Raw genomic sequence first — 25,916 nt, 5'->3', positions numbered from 1 at the left:
TTGGAAGCAATGCTTTGTTGTATTCGAAATTTTATGAAATAATAGAGCATGGCATAGAGATAGAAGTAACAAATATACGGAGGGAAGTTAAGTATGGCAGAAAGACAGATGATGGAAAAATACGCAGAGTTAGCATTACGTACAGGTGTAAACCTGCAAAAGGGACAGGCTTTAGTGATTAATGCTCCAATTGATGGGGTAGACTTTACAAAGATTGTAGCAAGAAAGGCTTATGAACTTGGAGCAAAGAACGTTCATGTTAATTGGAATGATGATGAATTAACGTTGCTGAAGTATCAGCACGCTCCGGATGAGGTTTTAAACCATGTTCCACAATGGAGTGTAGATAAGCAATTAGATTTTGCGAAAGACGGCGCCGCATTATTAGCGATACGTTCTACTAATCCAGATCTCTTAAAAGACATTGACCCGGAAAAAGTAGCCAATGCAACGAAAGCAAGTGCAGAGGCGATGAAGGAATTTCGTACATATACGATGAATGATATTATTCCTTGGTCTCTTATCTCCATCCCAACAGGGGATTGGGCAAAGAAAATATTCCCGGATCAATCAGAAACGGATGCTGTTGAAAGTCTTTGGGAACAGATCTTTAAAATTGTTCGTGCAGATCAAGCGGATCCGGTTGCTGCATGGGAAGAACACAATGCGACTTTGCGTAAAGCAAGAGCATTCTTAAATAATAAAAAATATAAAAAACTTATTTATAAAGCACCTGGAACGGAATTTGAGATGGAGCTTCCTGAAGGGCATATTTGGAAAGGCGGTTCGGCCAAGAATGCTAAAGGTCATGATTTTAATCCAAATATGCCAACAGAAGAAGTATTCACAATGCCTCACAAATATGGGGTGAACGGAACCGTTTCTAGTACGATGCCACTTATTTATGGTGGAAATATGATTGATAAATTCAGCTTAACGTTCAAAGATGGGAAAGTTGTGGATTTTACAGCTGAAAAAGGGTATGACACGTTGAAGCATTTACTCGATACGGATGAGGGAGCTCGTAGACTTGGAGAAGTTGCTCTTGTACCTAATGAATCTCCAATTTCTCAATCAGGACTTATCTTCTATAATACGCTTTATGATGAGAATGCATCATGCCATATTGCGCTTGGTAAGGCGTATCCAACGAATCTAGAAGGTGGATCTGATATGAATGAAGAAGAATTGGATAAGCATGGAGTAAATGATAGCTTAACACACGTTGACTTTATGATCGGTTCTGCAGAATTAGATATCGATGGAGTTACAGAGGATGGAAAAACAGAAGCGGTTTTCCGTAAAGGGACCTGGGCACTTGATTTCAATGAGTAATGTTTAAACATTTTCTTTACCGGGAACTTCCTATATAAAGCTAATAGTTTTAATAGGAGGGACTATATAATGATAGGACCAGAGGCACACCTTTCCGGGTTCCAAGCGAACCCTAATGAATATGGGAAATGTAGTAGCTGTGGAAAACTATTAACGAGTAAAGAAGAAAAAATGAAAATGTGTTCAGATTGTCAAAATAGAGACCGTGAAAAAGAGTTTATACCGAAAAAGTAGAGAATGCCAGGCTGTTTAGAGATAACAGCCTGGCATTTTACATATACCCATTCTTTGTGAGAACAGCCTTAATGGTTGTATAGCTATAATCATCCGGAACAAGTTCTTTTATATCCTTAAGCCGCGGTTCATCTATCTGTTCACGCATTTGTAAAACTACTTCTTCTTGCTCTCCATCAAAGAACAAGGTCCAATCTAATTCCATTCCTTCTTTGAAACAAGTAAACAGATGATTCGTAACCGTTTGTTCGGTAATGTTTCTTAACTTCGCAATTGCAGATATTTCATAGCCTTGTTCAAACAGGGTGTAGGATTGTATATGGCTTGGAGAATCTTGATTTCTATCTGGTTTTTCTTCTTTCCAAGTCAAGATGGTCTGTAAAAAGGCTTCCCCGTATTGCTCCATTTTCTTTGAGCCTACCCCTTTAATTTGTAAAAGCTTTTCTGTCGAGTCTGGTAAATGTCTGGTCATTTCCTTTAGCGTTGCATCAGAGAATATCACATAAGGAGGTACGCCATCCCTTTCAGCAAGTTGTTTTCGAAGTAAGCGAAATTCTTCAAATAAAGATGCTTGGTAGTCAACATTCGCAACGGGATTTATGGTTATTTGCTGCATCCATACTTTTTGTTCCCCTTTTAAGACAGGCTCTGCTGCCTTCGTAAGAGAAAGAATCGGATAGCGTTCTTGCCCAGGGGAAAGTAAATTTTCTGCTATGAGAAAATGAATAATTTGTGTAATATTTTTTTCTGTAAAAGAAGACATAAGGCCATAAGTGGACAGACTATCCAAATTGAAATCTCTTACCTTTTTGTCCTTAGAACCTTTCAACACTTTGGCTGTTAAGCTTGCTCCAAAACGCTCTCCCATTCGTTTGACACAAGATAACACCATTTGAGCTTCTCTCGTCATATCCTCTTTTTTACCTTGATGCTTACAGTTACTACATGTACCACAGTTTTTGCCGGAAGCATCATCCTGGAAATAGTCCAATATATAGGCTTGCAAACAATGTTCGGTGTGGCAGTAATTGATCATTGCTTGTAATTTTTTGTATTCCTGGCTTTTCTTATCGGGACCAGCGCCAGATTGGTCAATTAGAAATTTCTGAAGCTGGATATCTTGACCGGAAAACAATAAGACACAATCACTAGGCTCTCCATCTCTTCCTGCTCTACCAGCTTCCTGATAATAAGACTCGATATTCATTGGCAAAGCATAGTGAACGACATAGCGAACGTTCGATTTATCAATCCCCATGCCAAAGGCATTGGTGGCGACCATAATCGTTTTTTCGTCTTGGATAAAAGCATATTGCTCTTGCTTTCTTACTGTTTCAGAAAGGCCACCATGGTATTTGGCAACAAGAAAGCCTTTTTTCTCTAGAAAAGCATGAAGGGAATCGGTTTGTTTTCGTGTAGCGGTATAAATAATGCCGGATTCTAGCTTCCGTGCTTCCGTATATTGCGAGATGAACGCTTTTTTGTCTTGCCCTTTGATGACTTGAAAAGATAGATTTTCCCTAGCAAAGCCTGTATTTACAATGTTCTCGGAAGAAATGGACAGAAGGTCTTGAATATCCGCCATCACGTCATCCGTCGCAGTTGCGGTCATGGCAGCCAAAACGGGTAAATTCACAATTTGCTTAAGGGCTGGCACAATCGAGCGATAGCTAGGACGGAAATCGTGTCCCCATTGGGAAATACAATGTGCTTCATCAAAAGCGATAAGAGATAAGGAAATCGAATTTATAGTATGAATAAAGGACTGAGATTCAAATCTTTCTGGAGCTACATAAAGAAATTGATAAGACCCTTTTTTTACTTGTTCTATTCTTCTTTGTTGTTCTTCCGTAGTTAACGAGCTATTAATATAGGTTGCAGAAATGCCAAGAGCTTGTAAGGCATCTACTTGATCTTTCATTAAAGAAATAAGTGGAGAAATAATAATAGCTGTTCCTTCTAATATCAGACCAGGTATCTGATAACAAATGGATTTTCCACCACCGGTCGGCATAATCGCTAGCGTGTTTTGTTGGTGAAGGAGCTGGTCAATGACTGCTTTTTGACCTTTACGAAAAGAGGTATAGCCATAATACTGTTGTAATAGATCTTCTGCTTGTGCGATCATAAAAACCGTCCTTTTTTTATTTGTACAACCATTAGTTTATCGCATTTAAAGAAGATTGGCTAACAAGTGAGAGTCTTTTATCTATGTTTAGTGGATGGGAAAAAAGGATAATATAATGTCATATTTGAAAAATAAGAAAATGAAAGGTTATGAAAATAAAAATTTTCCAAAAAAGGCATGGGCAGTCTTCCTATCGAGGACTGCCCATCAAATCCTATTCGAATCGGGGAATAGAGGAGGATAAATGATGATTCACTCTATATTATTAGAGTTTATGATAATTGGTATATTGGGGATTGGGTCGCAATGGTTTTCTTGGCGCTTTCGGATGCCAGCTATTGTCGTGATGTCTATAGTCGGACTATTGGCGGGACCGATAATCGGGTTGATTAATCCCGAGCAGGATTTTGGTGATTTATATAGTCCGATTATTTCTGTGGCTGTGGCAATCATTTTGTTTGAAGGAAGCTTAAATTTAGATATTAAAGATATTAAAGGGTTAGGAAAACCTGTCTTTCGAATTGCGACCGTTGGAGCTGGAATTAGCTGGTTACTCGGTTCGTTAGCGGCCCATTACGTTGCAGGGCTATCTTTGACAGTCTCCTTTGTTATCGGTGCTTTATTTATTGTTACAGGTCCAACGGTGATTTTACCGTTGCTTAGACAGTCAAAACTGAAGCCGAGACCGGCAAAAATTTTAAAATGGGAAGGGATTATCGTAGATCCGCTTGGGGCGTTACTAGCTGTATTCGCCTTAGAGGTAATCGTATTTTTTGCAGGAGATGGCAAACATATTAGCTCATTATTAATCTTCTGTTTAGCCTCTCTTTTTGCAGTAGCAATCGGGATTATCTGTGGAAAAGGAATTGGTTGGATGTTTGAACACGGCTATATTCCTGAATTTTTAAAGTCACCAGTTGTGTTTACAGCCGTTATCGCTTGTTTCACTATTGCGGATGAAGTCACGCATGAAACAGGGTTATTAGCGGTCACAGCGATGGGGATGACGCTAGCTAATATGGGGATTTCTTCTATCCAGGATATGCGCCACTTTAAAGAAAATTTATCCATTTTATTAATATCGGCTATTTTTGTTATGCTGACTGCTTCTTTGACGAGAGAGACGCTCATGGAAGTATTTAATATAGAAATCATTGGATTTGTTCTGCTCATGTTGTTTATCGTACGCCCATTATCCATTTTCCTGTCTACGATTGGGACCGACTTGTCTACCGCTGAAAAGTTTCTTGTAGGCTGGATTGCACCACGTGGTATTGTGGCGCTAACGGTTTCTGGTTATTTTGCAACCGTTTTGTATAAAGAAGGGTATGAGGATGCTTCTATTATTACATCTCTGACGTTTGCATTAGTATTCTTTACGGTTTGTACACACGGTTTTTCTATCGGTTGGTTGGCAAGAAAGTTGAATCTAGCTGCAGACGACCAGCCTGGAGTATTAATAGTTGGAAGCAATCCATTTACGAAAACTCTTGCTGAAACTTTTGATGATTTAGAGATTCCATCTATTATCGTGGACAGTTCATGGGACCGGCTTGGTATTGCTAGAAATGCAGGGATACATGTTTACCACGGTGAAATACTTTCAGAACAAACCGAGTATCGTCTAGATATGACTCCATACGATTACTTAATCTCTGCTTCGGATTTTGACTCCTACAATGCATTGGTATGTACGACGTTTGTACCAGAATTTGGCCGAAGTAACGTCTTTAAATTGCCTGTTCAGCTCGATGATGAAGAGGACGTAAAGGATTTAGTGAATACGATTGGCGGAAGGCTCCTATTTTCAGACCGCTCCTCTCTAGAAAGCCTTTGTACTCGTATTGAATCCGGATATGTATTCCGTAAAACGACGATCACAGATCAGTACTCCTATAACCAATATTTAGATGAACGCGGGCAGGATACAACCGTGTTATTTATTCTAAAAAGCTCCGGTGAAATGGATTTTCTTACGAATGAATCTAATCCAAAGGCTACGGCTGGTGACATCGTCGTTAGTTTGACACCACCAAGTAAGGAGTATCAAAAAATATTAGCTAAACTGGAGGAACAACGAGACCAGAATATTAATAAAGAAGATCCCCTCACATAGAAGGGGATCTTTAGTTCAGTCAAACTCATCTAGCTTTTTATTTAATTCAGCAAGCTCTTTTTCTAGGGCAGCTAATTGCTGTTCACCGCGTTCTGTATTGCCACCAATATTCCCCATTTTTTCGAGGTCCGCTTGGATTCGAATATAATCTGACTTTATTTCCCTAATTCTTGCTTCGATTTCATTCTTATTCATCTTTTTATCACCTCTATGTCAACCTTAGAAAATTGATAAAAAGAAGTCAAATCATCGTACTTCTGTCCTTCTCATTTACATGGGGTAAGACTATAATATAGGGAAGAAAGAGAGTGATCCTATGAGAGTAATCTATACAAAGGATATTAAAGAATTTTCCAAGCAAATCGAACCATTGCTCTTACGAAAAGAATCCTGTAACAATCTTATGCTAGGTATTTTAGAAAGAGAGAAGGATATGCCTAGCGAACATCTTGTAATGGGACTGGTTAGGAAAGGGCAACAGTATGTCTATGGCTTTCTGCAAACACCACCACATGATTTTGTTCTTCCAGATATCGATGTGGAGGGAGATGTTTGTCTTGCCATAATAAGAAGTATAACGGAGCAAAAACTTGCACTTCCAGGCATAATTGGACCTCGAAGAGTTGCGGATACCTTTGTAAGGGGTTGGGAACAAACAACGAATCGTAAGGCCACTGTACATATGGAACAACTAATTTATCAATTGGATAAAGTGGAGAATGCCGACAGAGCACAAGGAAATCTCTGTATTGCAGGACAAGAACATAACGACTTGTTAGTCCAATGGATAAAACAATTCGGAAAAGAAGCTAATGAACCTAGCCTCCAAGACCGAGCAGAATCACTTGTGAATCAATTTTTAGAAAATCGCTCCATATACGTATGGGAAGTGAATGGAAAGCCAGTATCGATGGCGAATCAATCTAGAAAAACCAAAAATGGAACGACGATTAATGCTGTATATACGCCTGATGAACAGAAACGAAAAGGCTACGCGTCTGCTTGTGTAGCAGCTCTTTCTCAAAAATTGTTGGAGGAAGGACATCGGTTCTGTGCGTTATATACGGATCAAGCTAACCCGACTTCTAACCGTATCTATCAAAAAATCGGATATAAAGTTGTTGGAGATTCGATTGTATATAAGTTGGGAGAATAGCATGATAGAAGAACTCGTAGCAACAATTCAACGAGAATCCACTCATACCGACCGTTTTGTTGTTGGATTAGACGGTTTGAGTAGATCTGGAAAGTCCACATTTGGGAAAAGGATTCAACAATTATATAGAAGAAAGTGGGCAAAATATTATCGTTTTCCATATCGATGATCACATTATACTTAGACACAAAAGATATGAGACGGGAAGAGCGCAATGGGAAGAATATTATTTTCTCCAATGGGATGTGGATTGGATAAAAGAAAACCTGCTGTCCTTTCTTAAGAGTAAATCTTCATTAAAACTTCCATTTTATCAAGATGATGACTCATTAAAATGGAAAGAGGTACATATTGCAAAGAAATCTATCATTCTGGTAGAAGGAGTTTTTCTGCAAAGGAAGGAATGGAAGTCTTTTTTTGACTTTATGATTTTCCTGGATTGTCCCAGAAAAACTCGTTTTAAAAGGGAATCATCTTATACACAACAAAAGAAGGAATTATTTGAGAAACGCTATTGGTCAGCTGAAGACTACTATCTAAATAAGGAAAATCCAATAGAATTAGCTGATTATGTCATAAAAAATTAGACATCCCTCATACATATAAGTAAATTGCATGGTTCCAGATTGGACCCATGCTTTTTTGTTATAGATTTCCTTAATTTCAATAGATAAATAGACCCAAAAATCTTCAAGATGAGGAAAAATCAGGTTTAGGAGGTGTGAATTTGGAGTATATATAACTTATCGGGAGGATTTTAGCCCATATAAAGAGATGAAGGAGGTATGCCAATCAGATTCCCAGATTCATGGAATTATCCGAATATATAAAAATTTAGACAGTTTGAGGTTCATGAAATATTTCTGTAACATTAGTCTTGTCTTAATGACTCCTGGGCTTGTATCGACCTAAATCGAGGAGGAAACTAGGTTGAAAATACTAAGAGCAATAGATAAATTCATATTGAAGTTGGAGGAATTTATACTTAGTTACTCCATACTTCTCATTGCAGTTATGGTGATCGGAAATGTGTTAAGTCGTGCCATAACGGGATCTAGTTGGACCTTTTCGCAAGAGTTGAGTAAATTCGCTATTGTGATCGCAACCTTTATGGGTATCAGTTATGCCGCGAGAAAAGGTCGACATATAAGTATGTCAGCATTTTTTGATATGGCGCCTTTTAAAGTAAGAAAGGCAATTGCTATATTCATCCCCGCTTTTACTGCCATAGTAATGTTTGTACTAGCCTACTATTCATCCCTTTATGTTCTCCAAGTACATGAAAGAGGTACGGTAACGTCATCGTTACAGTTACCGGCTATCTATATAACTATCTTTATCCCAATTGGTTTATTTATGGGAGGTATTCAATACTTGAGAAACATGTGGGTGAATATTAAGGAAAAGGATATTTACTTGGGTACAGATCTGAAGGATTACAACGAAAATGAAAATCTCGAAGATCAATCTTTTGTATAACTATTAAATATATGGAGAGAGGAAAAACTTAATGGTAGCTCTATTAATGTCCATAATGGTAGTCTTACTACTATTGAATTTTCCGATGATGATTCCATTAATCGTAGGACCCTTAGTTGTGTTATGGTTCTTTTTCCCGAACTTGGATCCTATGTTAATGATGCAACAACTGCAAACTGGTATAGAATCCTATGTGCTGTTAGCTGTTCCTTTGTTTATCTTGGCAGCTGACATTATGACCACCGGTAAAACGTCTAATCGTTTGTTAGACTTCGTCGGAGCTTTTGTTGGTCATCTACGTGGTGGGTATGCCATTACAACAGCTGCAACTTGTACACTTTTCGGTGCCATTTCTGGTTCCACACAAGCGACGGTTGTTGCGGTAGGTAAGCCTATGCGAGAGAGACTATTAAAAGCAGGATACAAGGATTCTAGTGCTATAGCGCTCATCATTAATTCTAGTGATATTGCGCTGTTAATTCCACCAAGTATCGGAATGATTATGTACGCGCTCGTTTCGAATACTTCTGTTGGAGATTTATTCATGGCAGGAATATTGCCAGGGATAATCGTCTTCTTTGCATTCGCCACCTTTAGTATTCTTTACGCAAAAAAAGAAAATATACCTTTAGCAGATAAAGTGCCTTGGAAAGAAAGATTTAGAACGACAGGGAAAGCGCTTCTGCCTCTTGGATTTCCTATAATCGTTGTTGGCGGTATTTACGCTGGTATTTTTAGTGCAACGGAGGCAGCAGGGATTTCTGTGTTATATGCTTTTATCTTAGAGGTTATCGTTTATCGATCTATTAAACTAAATGAAATACCAAGAGTGGCGTTATCGACAGGGTTGGTAACATCAGCCGTCTTCGTCTTAGTTTCAGCTGGTCAAGCCTTTACGTGGGTCATTTCTTTTGCGAGAATCCCACAAACGGTAACGGAAGCAGTATTGGGGCCAGATCCAAGTGCCATATTTGTTTTATTTATGGTCACAATTTTCTTCTTTGTCGGCTGTATGTTTGTTGATCCTATTGTTGTTATTCTCGTATTAACACCGATTTTCTATCCAGTAGCAATTAATGCTGGCGTTGATCCGGTACACCTAGGGGTAATCATTACATTCCAGGCTGCTCTAGGTTCTGCAACACCGCCATTCGGTGTTGATATATTTACGGCCAGTGCCGTCTTTGAAAAATCGTATTTAGATGTAATTCGTTCAACACCACCGTATATTGTCATGTTGGTTGGTGTCGCGATATTACTAATATTTGTTCCAGAAATTTCACTCGCTTACCGGTACATTTTACCGTAACTGAGTGAGATGACATATATTTAAATAATCTTAGGGGGTAATTACTATTTTTAAGAAAAAATATTTATTTGGTTTACTATCAATCTTAACACTTAGCTTCTTGTTAGTTGCTTGTGGTGGTGATGACACGACTGGTGAAAGTGGTTCTGACGGATCAGATTCAGGTTCTGAAGGTTCAGAAGCGAGTTCAGACATAGAGGCACAAACATGGCGCTTCGTAACGGAGGAAGTTAAAGGCCAAGTGCAATATGAATATGCAGCGGAGTTTGCAAAACGTATGAGTGAGAAATCAGATGGTAAGATTACGATCGAACCATATGAGTATGGTGGACTAGGTAGCGAAACGGACCAAGTAGAGCTTCTACAAAATGGTGGAGTAGAAATGGCTGTTATGTCTCCTGGTTTTACAGGGAACATGGTTAAAGAAGGACAAATTTTCGCTTTACACTTCTTGTTCCCAGATAGTGTAGAAAAAACGCAAGAAATCTTAAACACAAGTAAAGCATTAAATGAAGACTTAGTAGCAAGATATGAAGAATATAGCATTACACCACTTTCTTTCTGGACAGAAGGTGCAATGCAATGGACTTCTAGCTCTCCATTACAGGAGCCAGCAGACTTTGAAAATTTCAAAATGAGAACACAAACCTCTCCATTGATTATTAAATCATATGAAGCGTATGGTGCAGAGCCAACTCCGATGAGCTGGAGTGAGCTTTATACGGCTTTAGACCGTGGAACAGTTGAAGGTCAAGAAAACCCAATCTTCTTTATTGGGGATGCTTCTTTCAACGAAGTACAATCTCATATGACTATTTCAAACCACAATAACTACGTGGCAATGACAACGGTAAACACAGAATGGTACAATGGATTACCAGAAAACGTGAAAAAATTAGTAGACGAAACTGTACAAGAAATGCAAGATTGGGTATTCGAAGAACAAAAAACACAGAACGAAGAATGGTTAGAAAAAATTAAAAACAATGAAGAACATCCAACAGAAGTGGTTGAGTTAACAGAAGAACAACGCGCGGCGTTCAAAGAGCTTGCACTACCTGTAAGAGATTACTATAAAAAAGAAGTATCTACGGTAGATGGAGCTATTCTTGACAAACTTCTAGAAGAAATTAAGGCAGTTACAGGAGAATAATAAACCAATAAATCACCTAGGATTGAAATCCTAGGTGATTTTCTGTTTGAAAGGGCTCTTTAAGTAAGTATTGTTACTTTAAATCCTCGCAGTTGATATAAACTGCGACGTAAGAAAAGTTACAAAAAAACCATCGGTTTGAATAACTGCTCGATTATGGATACGATGTTGATCTCCGTTGCGGGCAGTCGCTTTCCGCGGAAAGCGGAGTATTCTGCCGAAGCGCGGCATCAAGCTTCACTTCATTATTCTTTCAATAAATTTTTAATTAGAGTTATGTCGCAATTTCTATCAACTATGCACAAGATAGGTGAAGGCTGGGTGCCCTGCACTTTTCTTATTTAATTTAAAAGATTTCCTTTTCCCCTTCAGGCTGTTTTCTTCTCCACTCATGATAGAAATGACTAACAATCGTTTTCAGAACGGCATAAGCAGGAATAATGAACAGTAACCCGAAGAAGCCAGCAATACTTCCAGCAGCCAGGATAAGAGTAATAATCGTTAGTGGATGAAGCTGTAGTACTCTGCCCATTACATTTGGGGAAATAAAATTACTCTCTATCTGTTGGGCAACAACCATTACGATAATCACATATACGGCCACCATTGGTTCTTGGAAGAAGCCGATAATAACAGCTGGAACGGCTGAAATAAATGGACCAACAAAAGGGATTAAGTTCATCACAAGACCAAACAGTGCCAATGTTAAGGCATAATCAAGGTCAATAATAACGTATCCAATGTATAGCATAAACCCAACGCAAACACTTACGATAACCTGGCCTTGAATAAAGGAAGATAGAGTATGATTAACTCTTGCCATAAGCTCCATAAAACTTGCTGCTTTTGGCTTGCTAAGAAACTTGCTGATAAAGGGTACGAGCTTGTCGCCATCCTTTAACATAAAGAACCAGAAGAAAGGGATAAGCACGAATGAAAAGACAAATCCAAATAGCTGGCCGATAAAATTGATAATAAACGTCGCAAAGTTTTCTAAATGGTTATCTAAGTTATTCGTTACCCGATCAATCATGCTTTCGACTTGTGGTGGAATAATATTTTGGTTGTCCTGCCAATAAACGATAATCTCCTCAATCCCATCCGCTATATCAGGGATGTTGCCAACAAGACGTTCAAATTGTTGTTGTGCAATAGGGATAACGTAGTTAAAGAATAGAAATACAACGAACATTAACAATAGGAATGTAACTAAAATACTAGCAATCCTAGGAAACTTATATTTTTCTAAAAAGGTCACTAAAGGTAGAGTAATATAATATAACAGTCCTGCCCCAATGAATGGGACAGCTATAGCTGTAAGATAGGAGCCTACTGGTTCAAAAATAAATTTTGTCTGCTCGATTAAGAAAATCAAAATAAAGATTAGGATAAAAGCTACAAGTGTCTGAAACCACTTTTTACTGGCCAAATAATCACAACCTTACTATCAATAGTTCATGGATATCATCTATGTAATATCTATATTATATAGAAAGAAAAACGTAAATGATACAGATTTAAAGAGTCACTTTTTCATTTTATCCTATAAAGTAGATGAGTAAACGAAGAATGAGTAGCTTCTCTTAGAGAAACGATAGAAGCAAATTGCAGAATGTGGTAGAATTTGTTTGGAATTGCTGAAAAAATAAAGGAGGAGCTTTATGACTTGGCAAGCTACATATCAAAAATGGGATTCATATGAAGCACTCGATAAAAAGTTAAAAGAAAAGCTTCAGGACTTGAAAAAATCGGATAAAGATTTAGAAGATGCTTTTTATAAAAATTTAACGTTCGGAACAGGCGGGATGAGAGGAATGCTTGGTCCTGGAACGAACCGGATGAATGTATATACAATTCGAAAAGCTGTCGAAGGACTGGCCAATTACCTAGAGAAGCATACGAGTAACCCTCAAGAAAAAGGGGTTGCCGTTTCCTATGACTCCAGGCACATGTCCAAAGAGTTCGCTCTAGAAACAGCAAAGGTATTGGGAAACCACGGGATTAAGTCGTATGTATTCGAAGAATTACATCCGACCCCAACTTTATCATTTGCGGTACGCCACCTTGGTGCAGCAGCAGGGGTTATGATTACCGCAAGTCACAACCCGCCAGAATATAATGGTTTCAAGGTTTATAACGAAGATGGAGGGCAAATTCCTCCCGCGCAAGCCGAGCAAGTCATTGCAGAAGTAAATGCAATAGAAAATGAACTAACGGTTCCATATGTAACGGAGCAGTCCCTTGAGGAAAAGAAATTGCTTACATGGATCGGGGAAGAAGTGGACAAGGCTTATTTAGAGCAGGTAAAACAACTATCTAAATGGAACGCTTCTGAATTAGGGCAGAAAAAAGAACTGCGAATCGTCTTTACACCATTACACGGCACATCACATGATCTTGTGTTAAGAGGTTTAAAGCAAATCGGCTTTGAACATATCCATGTTGTAAAAGAACAAGCCCAGCCTGATCCGGAGTTTTCTACGGTCCAATCCCCTAATCCGGAAGAGCATCAAGCCTTTACCATTGCGATTGAACAAGGCTCAGATTACGGGGCGGATGTATTAATTGGAACAGATCCGGATGCAGACCGTTTAGGAGTAGCTGTGAAAAATGCAGCTGGTTCTTACCAAGTGCTAACAGGTAATCAACTTGGAACGCTAATGCTAGATTATGTTCTTGCTAACTCTACTAGTGATGAAAAAGAAAAAGGACGTCTCATTAAAACAATCGTAACGACAGAGATGGGGCGTACGATCGCTAACCACTACGGTGTGGAGACAATTGATACGTTAACTGGTTTTAAGTTTATCGGAGAAAAGATTAAGGAATTCGAAACGACCGGCGAAACGTATTTATTCGGATTTGAAGAAAGCTACGGATATTTAATGGGAGATTTTGTTCGAGATAAAGATGCTGTTCAAGCTGCCGTGGTGGCCTGTGAAATAGCAGAGTATTGGAAGAGTAAAGGGAAAACACTTCTAGAAGCTTTAGAAGAATTATATGAACGCCATGGTTATTATTTTGAAGACATGATTTCTTTAACGTTAAAAGGGAAAGACGGAGCCGAAATGATTGCGAAGATCATGGAGCAAGTTCGCCTTCAACCGTTCCGAGAAATTGCCGGTTTACAAGTAAATCAAATGGAAGATTACAATACATCGGAAAGAACGGATCTGGAATCTGGTGAAAAAGAGACGATTGAATTACCAAACGAAAATGTTCTTAAGTTTTTGTTGGATAAGAACAGTTGGGTATGCCTAAGACCGTCGGGTACGGAGCCGAAAATTAAATATTATTTTGGTGTTTCTAGTCAGTCTCGTGAGGAAAGCCAAGCATTACTTGAGCAGTTGAAAGAGGAAGTAAATCGTCGTGTTCAAGCCATTATGGAAGGCTAACTAATTTCAGGTTTGAGAAAATGGTAAGATGGGAATCATACCATCGTAAGCCCGAAGAAAGGTAAAGGTGTGAGAGGTAAAAATCTTGACTATGCACACATCTGGGATTATGATGATACTAAGTAATATTCCTAAAGGGGAGTAGCTATACAATTTAAGTCGTCATTTCGAGATATTTATCTCCGGCTTAATTGGCAACGAACGTTGTTAGCGAGACCTTTACCCACCGTGGGTAAGGGTCTTTTTTTGATGGCCTTTACCAATTCGGTGGAGGTCATTTTTTTGTATATAGAAGGGGATGTTGGAATTGGAAGCACAATTATTGATTGAATATGGTTGGGTCTTAATCGTGTTAGTGGCGCTAGAAGGAATTTTAGCAGCTGATAACGCATTGGTTCTCGCTATTATGGTTAAGCATTTACCGGATGAACAAAGGAAAAAAGCATTATTTTATGGCTTATTAGGAGCCTTTGTTTTAAGGTTTGGATCTCTATTCGTTATTTCCTTCCTAGTAGATGTTTGGCAAGTCCAAGCACTTGGAGCAGCATACCTATTATTTATCTCGATTAAGAATCTCTACAGTTATTGGAAGAAAGGGAAATCAAAGGACGAGGAAAAGGTTAAAGAAAAACAGGGGAGTGGGTTTTGGACAACAGTATTGAAAGTAGAATTAGCGGACTTAGCATTTGCTGTAGATTCCATCCTGGCAGCAGTCGCTTTAGCCGTAACGCTTCCAGAGACAAATTTTCCAAGTGTAGGAAGCTTAGATGGGGCTCAGTTTGCCGTTGTTTTAGCGGGTGGAATGATTGGTTTAATCATTATGCGATTTGCCGCTAATGTTTTTGTGAAGCTTCTTCACTCTCGACCTGGTTTAGAAGTCGCTGCATTTGTGATTGTAGGATGGGTAGGGGTGAAGCTTGTCATAAGTGTATTAGCGCATGATGCTGTGCATGTCTTACCTCATGATTTTGCCCATTCAACCGCTTGGAAGCTAATCTTTTATGGTGTACTTGTTACCATAGCGTTAGCTGGCTGGTTCTTATCTGGTAAAAAAGACGAAGAGGAAGATCACGAGAATACGGAACAAGAAAAAGAAAATGCTCATTAAGTAAATAAAAAATGAACCTAGATAAGGAAATATCTAGGTTCATTTAATTTAATCCGCTGAATTGTAAACAATTCGCTTCACTTTAGGACTCGTCACTCTATGTGGTGTCGTAGCTGATAATCGAAGAATGTTCTGTTTTCTAGGGTAACCTGTATGTACATAATGAAAGTGATACTCCTGAAGATAGTGACGCAAACCTTTCCTTTGTTTTAGTCGCTTTAATTCAAGAACCTCTTTTACTTTCGGTAAATTGTACCCTATCGTACATCCCACCCTTTTCTATTTTACTTTTATTTTATCGTATTATTTGACAGTAAGCTATATGACAAATGTAAAGTTTGAGGACCAGTGCTTGAGAATAATGAAAGAATCCTGTAAAATCCAGCTTGATAACAAATGGGGGAGAACGAAAAATAGGGAAAAGTTCAAACATTATGAAAAAAAGCAAGCTTTCAAGGCATTCTGACTGGGGTAAATGCTTGTGTTGTCGGAATATTAATTACGGCCTTTTATGATCCCGTCTTTACGAGTTCAATTATACTGCTTTAGACTTTGGATTGGCGCTTCTTCTATTTGGTTTGTTACAATTTTGGAAAGTACCAGCATGGCTTATCGTGTTAATCGGAGTAAGCGTTGGTTCGATTGTTTTAACGATTTTTGAATAAAAGAAAGGACGTCGTATATGGCATTACATCATTTTCACTTGCAAGCAGACTGGCCAGGTGGACGGAATAGTGTCGGTAAAATAGCTGCTGGAAATCTACAAACATCTATATCTATTCCACCGGAAATGGATGGTCCAGGAGAAGGAACAAACCCTGACGAAATGCTCCTAGGGGCTGCGGCAACTTGCTATATCATTACCCTTGCCGCCATGATTGAACGGGCAAGCCTTCCTCTTAGCTTTATGGATTTGAAGTCTGAGGGGCAAGTTGATGTGACAAACGGAGTGTTCACATATAAAAGAATTATTCACCGACCTACTGTTCGATTGAGTAAAGGAGCTACAAATAAAGAGCTAGATAAGCTAAAGAAACTAACGAAGCTTGCAGAGGAATCCTGCATGATTTCTCGTGCGATTAAGGGGAATGTGGAGCTCGAGTTAGAGGCGGATGTTAGTGTAGAAGAATAACGATAGAAACGTCTACTTATTGAAAGGTAGGCGTTTTTTGTTACAAGAATTCAGGAAGTAATGAGACTATCAATTTTATCTTGATTATGAAATAATATTCTTAAAACAAACAGGAGGGGAAGTATATGTCAAAACAGGAATTACTTGAAAAATATGCAAAGTTAGCTATTCGTACAGGAGTCAATCTACAAGACGGTCAAGGTTTAATTATAAATGCTCCAGTTGAAGCGGCTGAGTTTGTTCGATTGGTTGCAAAAGAAGCATACGCTGTAGGTGCTAAAAATGTGCACTTGGAGTGGAATGACGAAAATCTTACATATTTAAAAATGAAGCATGCTCCGATGGAAGTAATTGAGAACTTTCCAAAATGGAGATCTGATGCCTTAGTGGAAATGGTGAAGGATGGATATGGCCTTTTAACTATTTTTGGGCAAAATCCAGACTTGTTAAAAGGGATTGATTCAGCACGAATTGCTGCTTCCAACAAAGCAGCAGGAATGGCTTTGAGTGAATATCGAGACTATATTATGAATGATAAAATTTGCTGGTCTATCGTTGGCTATCCAACTGGAGCTTGGGCACAAAAAGTCTTTCAAGATTTGCCTGAAGAAGAGGCTGTCGAAAAGCTTTGGGAGAATATCTTTAGCATTTCCCGTGTCGATTTAGAAGATCCGATTCAAGCGTGGAAGGAACATAATCTAACCTTAGCTAAAGCGCGTAAATATTTAAATGAAAAGCAATATACCAAACTAATCTATAAAGCAGAAGGCACAGATTTAACCATCGAATTGCCAGAAGGCCACATTTGGCATGGCGGATCAACGAAATCTGTGGACGGAGTAGAATTTAATCCGAACATGCCAACTGAAGAAGTTTTTACGATGCCGCATAAATACGGAGTTCATGGAACAGTATCTAGTACAAAACCGTTGAACTACGGTGGGAATTTAATTGAAAACTTTAAGCTGACCTTCAAAGATGGAGTTGTCGTGGAATATTCCGCGGAACAAGGAGAAGAAACATTAAAAACCCTTCTTGAATCCGATGAAGGAGCTAAGCGATTAGGAGAAGTGGCACTTGTGCCAAATGAATCCCCAATCTCCCAGTCTAACATCATTTTCTTCAATACATTGTTTGATGAGAATGCTTCCTGCCATCTTGCGCTAGGAAAAGCATATCCAACGAACATTGAAAATGGTCCAAGCTTCTCTAAAGAAGAAATGGATAAACACGGTGTTAATGATAGCATCGTTCACGAAGATTTCATGATGGGTTCTGCTTCCTTAGATATCGATGGTGTGACGAAGGACGGGAAAACAGAAGCTATATTCAGAGAAGGGACTTGGGCTATTTCCTTTTAATGGGCAAGAGGATGTCGGATGACATCCTCTTCATTTATTAGAGCTAGATGTAGTGAATTGACGTAGGAGCTCTACATCTTGCGTCTCTCTAGCTTGCTGATACGTAATAAATGGACAACCTAATTCCTTCACTCTCTGTACTACACTTTGAATTGTAAACTGATTCGGCTGTAGTTCTTCGGTGACTTCCGCCCAAAATAGTGGTGTTGAGACGGTGCCCTCTTCTGTTTTTCTCGGGGAATAAGGAGCAACTAGCGTTTTGTCTTTTCCGTGCTGGATATAATCGATGTACAGACGGTTTTTTCGATTCTTCTTTAATCGTTCCGTCGTAAATAAGTCAGAGTATTTGTTTTCCAGTAGTAAAGCTAATGCCATCGTGAACTGAGCAGTTTCGTCATAAGTAAGGCTTTTCTCTGGAATCGGTATATAGATTTGCAATCCCTTGTTTCCAGATGTTTTGACGAAGGCTTTCAACTGGAGATGGTCTAATAGCTCCTTGAGAAGCTGTGCTGCAAACACAGCGACAGAAAATTGTTCAACGGATGGAGGATCTAGGTCAAAAACGATTTCGTCCGGATAATGTTTACCCATCCGTTGAAAAGGAACGTGATATTCCATGGCACCATGGTTACCGAGATATAAAAGCCCTTCTACATCCTTGCAAACTTGTAGGATACCATCCTCTGTCTTAGGACCAGCTAATATGTCCGGGGCATAGGATGGTAAATGCTTCTGGTAAAAAAACTCCCCTTCCACCCCGTCTGGGCAACGAATTAATGTGAGTACTTTATTTTTTAAAAAGGGAAGCATGTATGGTGCTATATCTCGTAAATATAGAAGTAAGTCTAGTTTAGTGAAACTTGGTTCTGGCCAGAATATTTTTTCTTTCTTCGATAAATCAAGATCTTCGGGAAACATAGCAAGATTTTCTTCCGCAGTCTTTTTCGTACATTCTTCTGGAGTGACGTCTAATCGGAACTGATAAAATTCAGGTTCTCGCAAGTCATCTTCCTTTACTCCTAGACAGTGAACATCACAGCAAATTGCAGGAGGCAACTGCCATATGTCCCCTTTCTTTGTCCCATTCTTTGAAACAAATTGCTTCAAGGTATCCAAGTCTTGATCGGGTATGCCATGCTTAAATTTCCCCAGTGGCTGTATCGCTTCATTCTCATAAATGGATAACGTAAAGTATCCATTTTTTTGGTCATAGCTTGTGATGAATCCGCGAATGGTTCTCCAATTTTTAATTTTAAACCAGTCACTGTGACTTTTTCCGTCTATGTATTTGCTGGTAATTCGCTTCGCAACGACTCCCTCTCCTTTATGCTCGGTTAAAATATCCCAGAGCTCATCCGAATTCGAATAGGTTTGCACATAGCCTAGACGCTGATCCCATAGAATGGACGAAGTAGGTAGGAGCTTCATAAGAAAAACATGAAGTTTTTCCTTCCTCTCTGAAAAGGGCTTAGAAAGCAAACTTTTCCCCTTTAAAGTGAGCAAATCAAAGGCTAAAAAGTGAGCAGGTCGTTCTTTAGCAGCCTGTTTAATTTTCGCAGCAGTTTTAAATCTCCCACGTTGTTGGAGCAAGTAAAAGTTTGATTGCAGTATGGTATTTAAAATAACAATCTCGCCATCTAATTCAAAAGGGAGAAAATCTTCTAACTGTTCCATATGCTCCTCGACATAGGAGATGATTTCCGGAAAATTTGCTGATAAGTCTACATTATTTCGACTAATTAGCTTAATGGAGCTTTTTCCAACTTTTAGAGCAGCACGAAACCCATCGTACTTTACTTCATATATCCAATCGTCCCCCTCGGGAATCTCTACACTAGGCTTTGGTTGCATCATAGGTGTCCATCTCCCTTTTGTGCGCCTACGCTTTTGTTCTTTTAGTCTTGGCAGGTTGTGAAATTATTAATCATAAAAAACATAGTAATCAGACAAACTAAGCTAAAAAATGAAGGAGAATGCTTATATGCATACGATGTGGAAAGGGACCATTAGCTTTGGACTCGTGAATATTCCAGTCAAGCTTCATGCGGCCACAGAGGATAAAGACATCAAGTTAAGACAGCTCCATAAAGAATGCCAGTCTCCAATAAAATATGAAAAAGTTTGCCCAGTTTGTGATCGAGAAGTGCAGGCAGAAGAAATCGTTAAAGCATACGAGTATGCCAAAAATAAATTCGTCATGCTGGATGATGAAGAATTGGAAAATCTCCGAAAAGAGCAGACAGAAAAATCGGTTGAGATTGTGGACTTCGTAAAGCTAGAAGAAATTGATCCCATTTATTTTGAAAAAAGCTACTATCTTTCTCCAAATGAGGGAGGCGGGAAAGCCTATACCCTGTTAAGAACAGCATTAAAGGATACCGGGAAAATTGGTGTCGCCAAAATGATGATTCGCTCTAAGGAACAACTGGCTGTCATTAGGGTATATGAAAACACATTGGTTGTCGAGACCATCCACTTTCCAGATGAAGTTAGAAACGTTGCGGATGTGCCTAATGTTCCTGCAGAGACAGAAGCGGTGGCTAAGGAACTAGACACAGCTAAGATGCTGATTGATCAGTTAACGACAGAATTTGATCCAGAAAAATACAAAGATGATTACCGAACAGCCTTAATTGAGTTAATTGAAGAGAAGAAGAACAGTAATCAAACTGCAACGGCTAAGGATAAAGCTGTGCCGGATAATGTTACAAATCTGATGGATGCTTTAGAGGCTTCCTTAGATCGAGCTAAGAAGACGAAACCAACAAAACCTAAGAAGCCAGCTGCTCGAAAGAAAACTACAACAGCGACGAAAAAAACAAGAAAACAAGCTTAATAAGAATGTCTTCCTGAGAAGGGAAGGCATTTTTTATTTAGCCATTATAAAAAGCATATTTAATGAATATCCTGATGAGAGGTCTCGTCCAAGAAAATGAAAATTACAATTGTTGCGAGTTATTTAAATAAGGTAACAAAGTAGTAACAACCGCAAAAAAATGAGGAAGCGGATTCGAATATATATCACAAGAACAGGATGAAATTTACGACTATAAGAAAAGGACTGAGTATCTTATGCAACGAAATGCGTATTTGGACAACGCGAAGGTCCTCCTGATTACTCTGGTCGTCTTTGGTCATGTCATTCAGCCATTTACTTCTGAATCAACGACGGTCCATGTGTTATACCAGTGGATTTATACCTTCCATATGCCATTATTCATCATGCTTTCCGGATTTTTTGCAAAAGGCTCTAGTAAGTCAGGATATTTGAAAAAATTAGCGAAGAAATTAATCGTACCTTATTTACTATTCCAAATGATTTATACTGTTTATTACTATTCAATTGGAAGAGAGAATTGGGTAGAACCTATTTTCTATCCACATTGGGCGTTATGGTTTTTAATCAGCTTGTTTTGCTGGCATATTCTATTGATCTTCTATAAAAAATTGGATGGTAAAATGGGGCTTCCTATAGCGTTAGCCTTAGGGATTGGAATTGGTTATCTAGATGTTTTTGGGCACTATTTTAGTCTGTCTAGAACGTTTGTGTTTTTTCCGTTTTTCTTAATTGGCTATTATCTGAACCAAGAACACCTTTCCATGTTGAAACGGAAAGGAACAAAATATGCATCGGTTCTTGTCTTACTAACAATCGCACTTGTTATCTATTTAACTCCAGACTTCTCAACAGATTGGCTATTAGGATCCAAATCCTATTCTAATTTAGATGCAGAAAGTATAGGAGGATTAGCGAGAATAGGAGTATATGGTGTAGCCGTCCTTATGTCCTTTAGTGTACTCGCGTGGATTCCGAACACATCGTTTAGATATACGGCAATTGGTCAAAAGACGATTTATGTTTATTTGTTACACGGCTTTTTTATCCAATACTTTAGAGAGGCTGATTGGTTTAGCGTAAATCATATATTGGATATCTTAGGTCTTGCTGTCATTTCCATTGCGATTGTCTGGTTGTTAAGTAGTGGATGGATTGTTGCCTCTTTCCAACCAGTGGTGGAAGGAACGACGTCAGGAATACGGACGCTCTTTAATGAACGAATTCGCAAAAGAGCTGCACGAGAAAATGGACGTGAATTATATGAGCAAAAATAGGAAGGGAAAAAGAGAACGTGGCTGCGTTCTCTTTTTCTATAAAAATTTAAAAAACTAGAAGAAATAGGTTTAACCAAAAAGAGCAACGGGTACTTGTACCCTAGACTACATAAAAGACTATACGTAGAGTGGCGTTATCATCTAGAAAATAGGACAAATAACACGGGTATTTTGCAGGATTTTCATACTTTTTTCAGATTTTTGTTGAATAATTGAAACTAGTGCAGTTAGAATGATAATAGAGAAGAACTCTATGACTTCATAGGGATATATCGGGGTAAGCGTTTACATTGGTGCTTAGGGGGAATTATACGGTGATGGATTTTTCAAGCTTTTTAGAAGAATTTGAACAACAACTATGTCGTGAACTCCAAGAAAAGGAATTAGAATTTATCAAGTGGATGTACGAGAATTACAAACTAGAGCAAAGAACTTATAATCATACTTGTTAAGAATGATTATAGGGTGTACTATGCCGAGTTATGTCAAAAATACCTGTGCTCTGAATTTGCCCTTAACTTAAAGCTACCACTGTCCCGGAAGTAAAGAATTACATAATATAATGAATAAAACTCACTACTGATTCGGTTAGTGAGTTTTTTAAATGCAAAAAGGGAAGTTCTCGTACAATCATGTTATACTTACCATGAAAGTGTTAGAAGGAGGAATTATAATTGACTATCCAAGATGAATCCGTATTACAGAAGATGGAGGCGGAAATTCAAAAAGCCCTTCAACATAAAAACCAATCAGGTAAGGTAAGAGAGCATGTTCGTGCTGTCCGATTGCTGGCAGATCTTCTACTTGATGATCAAGAAGATCAAGCTGCAACCCAGCCATCTATACCTGCCATGCCCACACAAACGGAACCAAAAGGGATTCAACCCTTAAATACAGAACGACTGAAAGATGAAGATGCAAACGGAGATTCTATTTTTGATTTTTAACAGAGGGTGAATGTACAGATGAAATTATTTTTCTTATTGGCTGTCATCAACGGCTTTTTGGCTGTAGCTTTAGGCGCATTTGGTGCCCATGGGTTAGAGGGGAAACTGTCCGAAAAAATGCTGAAAACATGGGAAAAAGCAGTCACGTACCAAATGTTCCATACGATGGCCTTGTTCGTGACTGGTTTATTCATGATGAAAACCCAAATTTCTAACTTAACCACAGCTGGTTGGTTATTCTTTATTGGAATTATCTTATTTTCGGGGAGTCTTTATATCTATGCTTCAACAGGCATAAAAGCACTAGCCATGATTACTCCATTAGGCGGAGTGGCGTTCTTGGCTGGGTGGGTCATACTTGGGATCGCCGTCACTAAGCTATTCTAAAATACAGGTAAAAGGCAAAAGTTACAATAATTAATGCTCGAATCATTTGAAGAAGAAATAGAGGGATTCGTTGTTTTTTCCAATCGATAATGCCTTCAAAAACAAAGCTTAAGGACAATGTGATGAGTGCTAGAAAGACGAGCACATAGTACCCCTTTGCAATAGCAAAGCCTCCAAACACGACAGAAAGTACGGTCATGAATAATTGGAGACTAGCAAATTTTTTATAAGGATCTTTCATAATTAGCCTCCTTAAAAAGAATAAGGAGCCCTTGCTGCAAATGAGCGGCAAGGGCTTTTTTACACATTGAGTTTTTTACAGGACGCCACGTCCAGCTTCAAGTTCAGCTATCTGGACGCTTCCGCTTTTGATTTTTATCTCGGTGGGTATGTCGCCATCTGATTTCCTGGAGCGGCAGCATAAGGATATTCATAAAGAATTTCCTCATCAAACGTTACGTAATCCAAATAAATCATTGGGATTAAAAAGCGATTTTCTGTTTCCGGATCACTAAGTATTAGATGGTCTCTGCCTGCCGCCTCAATGATGCCAGTAAACACCTTGGAGTTATTATCGAAAGATGCGTAAACGATGGCTGGTTTTCCTTTGTTTAAACGCAGGATGTTCTCAATATAGGATTCCTCAATTGGGAGTAATCCCGGTACTGTAGCAGGTGGTGTCACGGGTGGAACTTGCACACCAGGGATATTGCCATAGTTAGGTGGTGTGGCAGTTGGGTAGTATGGTTGATTTGGTGTTGCTGGAGGTGTTGGAGTGTATCCATTTCCTGCAGTTGGTGGTGCTTGATAATACTGTGGTGGTACGTTACGGTTTTCCTCATTACTCATACAAACATTCCCCTTTCCAGGTTCTTATTTTATAACAGGGATGCTTCATAGAATTTAAAGCTATCCCTTACTTATTCGTAGTCACAGCATTCAAGAATAGAACAAGTTTTGGAAGTTCTACTTAAAATACTTTAGGACATGCTGATTGAGTCGGTGAATAAAAGCAATGTGACTTGTATCTTCCAGAATTCCATTGATTAAACCACTGTGTGGGACAGCTTCCGGAAGGTTTGAAAAACCATAAGGAATTACTCGCAGGATGATACCGATTTCCCTGAATCACCTTACGGGCAAGCTCAATTTCCTTGTCACGGGCTCTTTGATAAAAATATCCTTTTTGCGTAGCCTCAAAGCCACCAGGACTTTGAAAGACCATGTCACGAATAGAGTTTAGCTTTGTGAAATCTAAACAATCCGATCGAACACGATTAACACCTGTGTTGCCTACCATGAGCATACCTAGCTGCCCTTCTCCTTCCGCTTCCGCTCTCATTAAGCGTGCTAACAACTTAACATCTTCCTCTGTATGCCCTACTACAGCCATGATGTCACCTCTCTTTGAAGAAAGACGATTTGAGAGAAGTTCCTACCTCTCGCAATCCTCTACAACCATATATATGCAATTAATATTGGGATATGTGTAGAAAAAAAGAAGGACAACCCGTTTTTTGTAACAACAAAAGCACGGTGCGCCCGGTTTTAATGGACCTTCCTTAAAGGAAATTAGGCTAAGGCCGAATAGTTATCGGATAGAGGTAAGGGCAGTCTTGCTAGGATGGTCTGCGGGTCCTTGGGCCTCGTCCAGCTCCAGCTCCTAACGCGCCCAACAACAAAAAAGCCACTACCTCATAGGTAGTGGCTTCGGTGATGCTCTGTTATATAGCGAAGTACGTATCGATTTCGTCTTTCTTTAAAATGTTACCAACATAGAAAGGTCCAAATTCACCGTAACGCGCGGTTACTTCATCAAATCTCATTTCATAAACAAGTCGTTTAATATCTAAAGCATCGTGAGCAAATAGGGTTACGCTCCATTCCCAGTCATCAAGTCCCATGGAACCTGTAATGATTTGACGGATTTTACCTGCATATTTGCGTCCAGTCATGCCGTGTTCATACATAAGCTTTTGGCGATCCTTCATTGGAAGCCTGTACCAGTTGTCTTCTCCTTGACGTCGCTTGTCCATTGGATAGAAACATATGTGGTTCCATTTAGGTAAGACAGGCTTCAATCTCGCTTGTATTTCTGGGTTTTCCTCCGGATTTTCGCCTTCTTTTGCCATATATTTAGAAAGTTCTACGATAGAAACGTACGAATATACAGGCTTCGTATATTCAGCTAGTTTACTTTTATTAAACGCTGTTTCAAGCTCATGTAGCTCTTTCATCGTTGGGCGAAGGACCATCCAAATGAGATCTGCTTTTTGACCAACAACGGTATAAAGTGCATGGCTTCCTCCACGGCCCTTTTCCGTGTCTTCCCAGTTTGAAACAAGCTGCTCAAATTCCTGTAAAGCAGATTGGCGTTCTTCATCGGAAGCAAGCTTCCAAGAGGACCAATCGATTGTACGTAAATCATGTAAACAATACCAACCATCCATGGTTTCTACTGCTTCTGCCATGTTGAATCTCTCCTTCTAGGTTATCTTGTTTTTAATATAACATAATTAGGGAATGATAATCATCAAGACAGGCTTCCGGCTAATGACATAGT

Annotated in this window: 23 protein-coding genes and 2 pseudogenes; 17 read left to right on the top strand and 8 right to left on the bottom strand. The window is 39.0% G+C overall.

Annotated elements, in window-relative coordinates:
• Positions 1-93: 93 nt before the first annotated feature.
• The gene (locus KO561_RS17805) at positions 94-1,335 is read left to right on the top strand and encodes an aminopeptidase (protein ID WP_231094662.1); all 1,242 of its coding nucleotides are present in this window, start codon (positions 94-96) and stop codon (positions 1,333-1,335) included.
• 69 nt (positions 1,336-1,404) lie between these two features.
• Positions 1,405-1,569 (top strand): hypothetical protein, encoded by a 165-nt coding sequence (locus KO561_RS17800; RefSeq protein WP_231094661.1) that lies wholly within the window; start codon positions 1,405-1,407, stop codon positions 1,567-1,569.
• A gap of 37 nt (positions 1,570-1,606) precedes the next feature.
• Here KO561_RS17800 and recQ read toward each other — a convergent pair whose 3' ends face one another.
• Positions 1,607-3,697 (bottom strand): DNA helicase RecQ, encoded by a 2,091-nt coding sequence (gene recQ / locus KO561_RS17795; protein WP_231094660.1) that lies wholly within the window; start codon positions 3,695-3,697, stop codon positions 1,607-1,609.
• Positions 3,698-3,944: 247 nt separating this feature from the next.
• Between recQ and KO561_RS17790 the strand changes: the two genes are divergently transcribed.
• Positions 3,945-5,813 carry a cation:proton antiporter gene (locus tag KO561_RS17790; RefSeq protein ID WP_231094659.1) on the top strand — a complete coding sequence of 623 codons (1,869 nt, stop codon included), beginning with the start codon at positions 3,945-3,947 and terminating at the stop codon, positions 5,811-5,813.
• A 15-nt stretch (positions 5,814-5,828) separates the two neighbouring features.
• Here KO561_RS17790 and KO561_RS17785 read toward each other — a convergent pair whose 3' ends face one another.
• Positions 5,829-6,008, bottom strand: a complete 180-nt coding sequence (locus KO561_RS17785) for an SE1832 family protein (RefSeq protein WP_231094658.1) — start codon at positions 6,006-6,008, stop codon at positions 5,829-5,831.
• Positions 6,009-6,129: 121 nt separating this feature from the next.
• Between KO561_RS17785 and KO561_RS17780 the strand changes: the two genes are divergently transcribed.
• The 5 genes and pseudogenes from KO561_RS17780 to KO561_RS17760 all read left to right on the top strand — a co-directional run bounded on the left by KO561_RS17780 (position 6,130) and on the right by KO561_RS17760 (position 10,910).
• On the top strand, positions 6,130-6,969 hold the full coding sequence (locus tag KO561_RS17780; RefSeq protein WP_231094657.1) for a GNAT family N-acetyltransferase: 840 nt from the start codon (positions 6,130-6,132) through the stop codon (positions 6,967-6,969).
• Position 6,970: 1 nt separating this feature from the next.
• Positions 6,971-7,556: pseudogene (locus KO561_RS17775) on the top strand (kinase).
• A gap of 343 nt (positions 7,557-7,899) precedes the next feature.
• Complete coding sequence (locus KO561_RS17770; protein WP_231094656.1) at positions 7,900-8,448, top strand: TRAP transporter small permease; 549 nt, start codon at positions 7,900-7,902, stop codon at positions 8,446-8,448.
• Between the two features lie 31 nt (positions 8,449-8,479).
• Positions 8,480-9,757, top strand: a complete 1,278-nt coding sequence (locus KO561_RS17765; protein WP_231094655.1) for a TRAP transporter large permease — start codon at positions 8,480-8,482, stop codon at positions 9,755-9,757.
• A gap of 100 nt (positions 9,758-9,857) precedes the next feature.
• The gene (locus tag KO561_RS17760; RefSeq protein ID WP_231094654.1) at positions 9,858-10,910 is read left to right on the top strand and encodes a DctP family TRAP transporter solute-binding subunit; all 1,053 of its coding nucleotides are present in this window, start codon (positions 9,858-9,860) and stop codon (positions 10,908-10,910) included.
• Between the two features lie 346 nt (positions 10,911-11,256).
• Here KO561_RS17760 and KO561_RS17755 read toward each other — a convergent pair whose 3' ends face one another.
• On the bottom strand, positions 11,257-12,339 hold the full coding sequence (locus KO561_RS17755; RefSeq protein WP_231094653.1) for an AI-2E family transporter: 1,083 nt from the start codon (positions 12,337-12,339) through the stop codon (positions 11,257-11,259).
• A gap of 232 nt (positions 12,340-12,571) precedes the next feature.
• Between KO561_RS17755 and KO561_RS17750 the strand changes: the two genes are divergently transcribed.
• The 5 genes and pseudogenes from KO561_RS17750 (at position 12,572) to KO561_RS17730 (ending at position 17,906) form a co-directional block, all read left to right on the top strand.
• Positions 12,572-14,305, top strand: coding sequence for a phospho-sugar mutase (locus tag KO561_RS17750; protein WP_231094652.1), 1,734 nt, complete (start codon positions 12,572-12,574; stop codon positions 14,303-14,305).
• A gap of 307 nt (positions 14,306-14,612) precedes the next feature.
• Positions 14,613-15,413 (top strand): TerC family protein, encoded by an 801-nt coding sequence (locus KO561_RS17745; protein ID WP_231094651.1) that lies wholly within the window; start codon positions 14,613-14,615, stop codon positions 15,411-15,413.
• A 453-nt stretch (positions 15,414-15,866) separates the two neighbouring features.
• Positions 15,867-16,078 (top strand): annotated as a pseudogene (locus KO561_RS17740) (chromate transporter); the annotation flags it as partial.
• A gap of 17 nt (positions 16,079-16,095) precedes the next feature.
• The gene (locus KO561_RS17735; protein WP_231094650.1) at positions 16,096-16,545 is read left to right on the top strand and encodes an OsmC family protein; all 450 of its coding nucleotides are present in this window, start codon (positions 16,096-16,098) and stop codon (positions 16,543-16,545) included.
• A 125-nt stretch (positions 16,546-16,670) separates the two neighbouring features.
• Positions 16,671-17,906: an aminopeptidase gene (locus KO561_RS17730; protein WP_231094649.1), complete on the top strand. Its 1,236-nt coding sequence runs from the start codon at positions 16,671-16,673 to the stop codon at positions 17,904-17,906.
• A 30-nt stretch (positions 17,907-17,936) separates the two neighbouring features.
• On the opposite strand, the gene KO561_RS17725 is transcribed toward KO561_RS17730, so the two are convergent.
• Complete coding sequence (locus tag KO561_RS17725) at positions 17,937-19,760, bottom strand: DNA ligase D (protein ID WP_231094648.1); 1,824 nt, start codon at positions 19,758-19,760, stop codon at positions 17,937-17,939.
• 127 nt (positions 19,761-19,887) lie between these two features.
• On the opposite strand from KO561_RS17725, the gene ku reads away from it, so the two are divergent.
• From ku to KO561_RS17705, 4 genes are all read left to right on the top strand, one after another.
• Positions 19,888-20,742: a non-homologous end joining protein Ku gene (gene ku, locus KO561_RS17720; RefSeq protein WP_231094647.1), complete on the top strand. Its 855-nt coding sequence runs from the start codon at positions 19,888-19,890 to the stop codon at positions 20,740-20,742.
• Between the two features lie 236 nt (positions 20,743-20,978).
• Positions 20,979-22,019, top strand: a complete 1,041-nt coding sequence (locus tag KO561_RS17715) for an acyltransferase family protein (protein WP_231094646.1) — start codon at positions 20,979-20,981, stop codon at positions 22,017-22,019.
• Between the two features lie 674 nt (positions 22,020-22,693).
• Complete coding sequence (locus tag KO561_RS17710) at positions 22,694-22,966, top strand: YwdI family protein (protein ID WP_231094645.1); 273 nt, start codon at positions 22,694-22,696, stop codon at positions 22,964-22,966.
• An 18-nt stretch (positions 22,967-22,984) separates the two neighbouring features.
• Positions 22,985-23,353, top strand: a complete 369-nt coding sequence (locus KO561_RS17705) for a DUF423 domain-containing protein (protein ID WP_231094644.1) — start codon at positions 22,985-22,987, stop codon at positions 23,351-23,353.
• On the opposite strand, the gene KO561_RS17700 is transcribed toward KO561_RS17705, so the two are convergent.
• The 4 genes from KO561_RS17700 to hemQ form a co-directional block, all read right to left on the bottom strand.
• The gene (locus KO561_RS17700; protein ID WP_231094643.1) at positions 23,340-23,594 is read right to left on the bottom strand and encodes a hypothetical protein; all 255 of its coding nucleotides are present in this window, start codon (positions 23,592-23,594) and stop codon (positions 23,340-23,342) included. The genes KO561_RS17705 and KO561_RS17700 overlap by 14 nt on opposite strands.
• 134 nt (positions 23,595-23,728) lie before the next feature.
• Entirely contained in the window at positions 23,729-24,202 is a 474-nt protein-coding gene (gerQ, locus tag KO561_RS17695) for a spore coat protein GerQ (protein ID WP_231094642.1), read from the bottom strand.
• A gap of 121 nt (positions 24,203-24,323) precedes the next feature.
• Complete coding sequence (locus tag KO561_RS17690; RefSeq protein ID WP_231094641.1) at positions 24,324-24,746, bottom strand: cell wall hydrolase; 423 nt, start codon at positions 24,744-24,746, stop codon at positions 24,324-24,326.
• Positions 24,747-25,077: 331 nt separating this feature from the next.
• Complete coding sequence (hemQ, locus tag KO561_RS17685) at positions 25,078-25,824, bottom strand: hydrogen peroxide-dependent heme synthase (protein ID WP_231094640.1); 747 nt, start codon at positions 25,822-25,824, stop codon at positions 25,078-25,080.
• Positions 25,825-25,916 lie beyond the last annotated feature (92 nt).

It is taken from the genome of Radiobacillus kanasensis (genome assembly GCF_021049245.1).
GTDB lineage: Bacteria > Bacillota > Bacilli > Bacillales > Amphibacillaceae > Radiobacillus > Radiobacillus kanasensis.
Note: the sequence above shows the minus strand (reverse complement) of the source record. Positions and strands in the feature narration are given on the sequence as shown.

Excerpts from the sequence above, each read along its gene's own strand:
- KO561_RS17730 (WP_231094649.1), top strand. The coding sequence starts at position 16,671 with ATGTCAAAACAGGAATTACTTGAAAAATATGCAAAGTTAGCTATTCGT.
- KO561_RS17725 (WP_231094648.1), bottom strand. The coding sequence starts at position 19,760 with ATGATGCAACCAAAGCCTAGTGTAGAGATTCCCGAGGGGGACGATTGG.
- KO561_RS17790 (WP_231094659.1), top strand. The coding sequence starts at position 3,945 with ATGATTCACTCTATATTATTAGAGTTTATGATAATTGGTATATTGGGG.
- KO561_RS17735 (WP_231094650.1), top strand. The coding sequence starts at position 16,096 with ATGGCATTACATCATTTTCACTTGCAAGCAGACTGGCCAGGTGGACGG.
- recQ (WP_231094660.1), bottom strand. The coding sequence starts at position 3,697 with ATGATCGCACAAGCAGAAGATCTATTACAACAGTATTATGGCTATACC.
- KO561_RS17785 (WP_231094658.1), bottom strand. The coding sequence starts at position 6,008 with ATGAATAAGAATGAAATCGAAGCAAGAATTAGGGAAATAAAGTCAGAT.
- KO561_RS17805 (WP_231094662.1), top strand. The coding sequence starts at position 94 with ATGGCAGAAAGACAGATGATGGAAAAATACGCAGAGTTAGCATTACGT.
- KO561_RS17800 (WP_231094661.1), top strand. The coding sequence starts at position 1,405 with ATGATAGGACCAGAGGCACACCTTTCCGGGTTCCAAGCGAACCCTAAT.
- KO561_RS17690 (WP_231094641.1), bottom strand. The coding sequence starts at position 24,746 with ATGGCTGTAGTAGGGCATACAGAGGAAGATGTTAAGTTGTTAGCACGC.
- KO561_RS17750 (WP_231094652.1), top strand. The coding sequence starts at position 12,572 with ATGACTTGGCAAGCTACATATCAAAAATGGGATTCATATGAAGCACTC.
- ku (WP_231094647.1), top strand. The coding sequence starts at position 19,888 with ATGCATACGATGTGGAAAGGGACCATTAGCTTTGGACTCGTGAATATT.
- KO561_RS17765 (WP_231094655.1), top strand. The coding sequence starts at position 8,480 with ATGGTAGCTCTATTAATGTCCATAATGGTAGTCTTACTACTATTGAAT.
- KO561_RS17700 (WP_231094643.1), bottom strand. The coding sequence starts at position 23,594 with ATGAAAGATCCTTATAAAAAATTTGCTAGTCTCCAATTATTCATGACC.
- KO561_RS17780 (WP_231094657.1), top strand. The coding sequence starts at position 6,130 with ATGAGAGTAATCTATACAAAGGATATTAAAGAATTTTCCAAGCAAATC.
- KO561_RS17715 (WP_231094646.1), top strand. The coding sequence starts at position 20,979 with ATGCAACGAAATGCGTATTTGGACAACGCGAAGGTCCTCCTGATTACT.
- gerQ (WP_231094642.1), bottom strand. The coding sequence starts at position 24,202 with ATGAGTAATGAGGAAAACCGTAACGTACCACCACAGTATTATCAAGCA.
- KO561_RS17705 (WP_231094644.1), top strand. The coding sequence starts at position 22,985 with ATGAAATTATTTTTCTTATTGGCTGTCATCAACGGCTTTTTGGCTGTA.
- hemQ (WP_231094640.1), bottom strand. The coding sequence starts at position 25,824 with ATGGCAGAAGCAGTAGAAACCATGGATGGTTGGTATTGTTTACATGAT.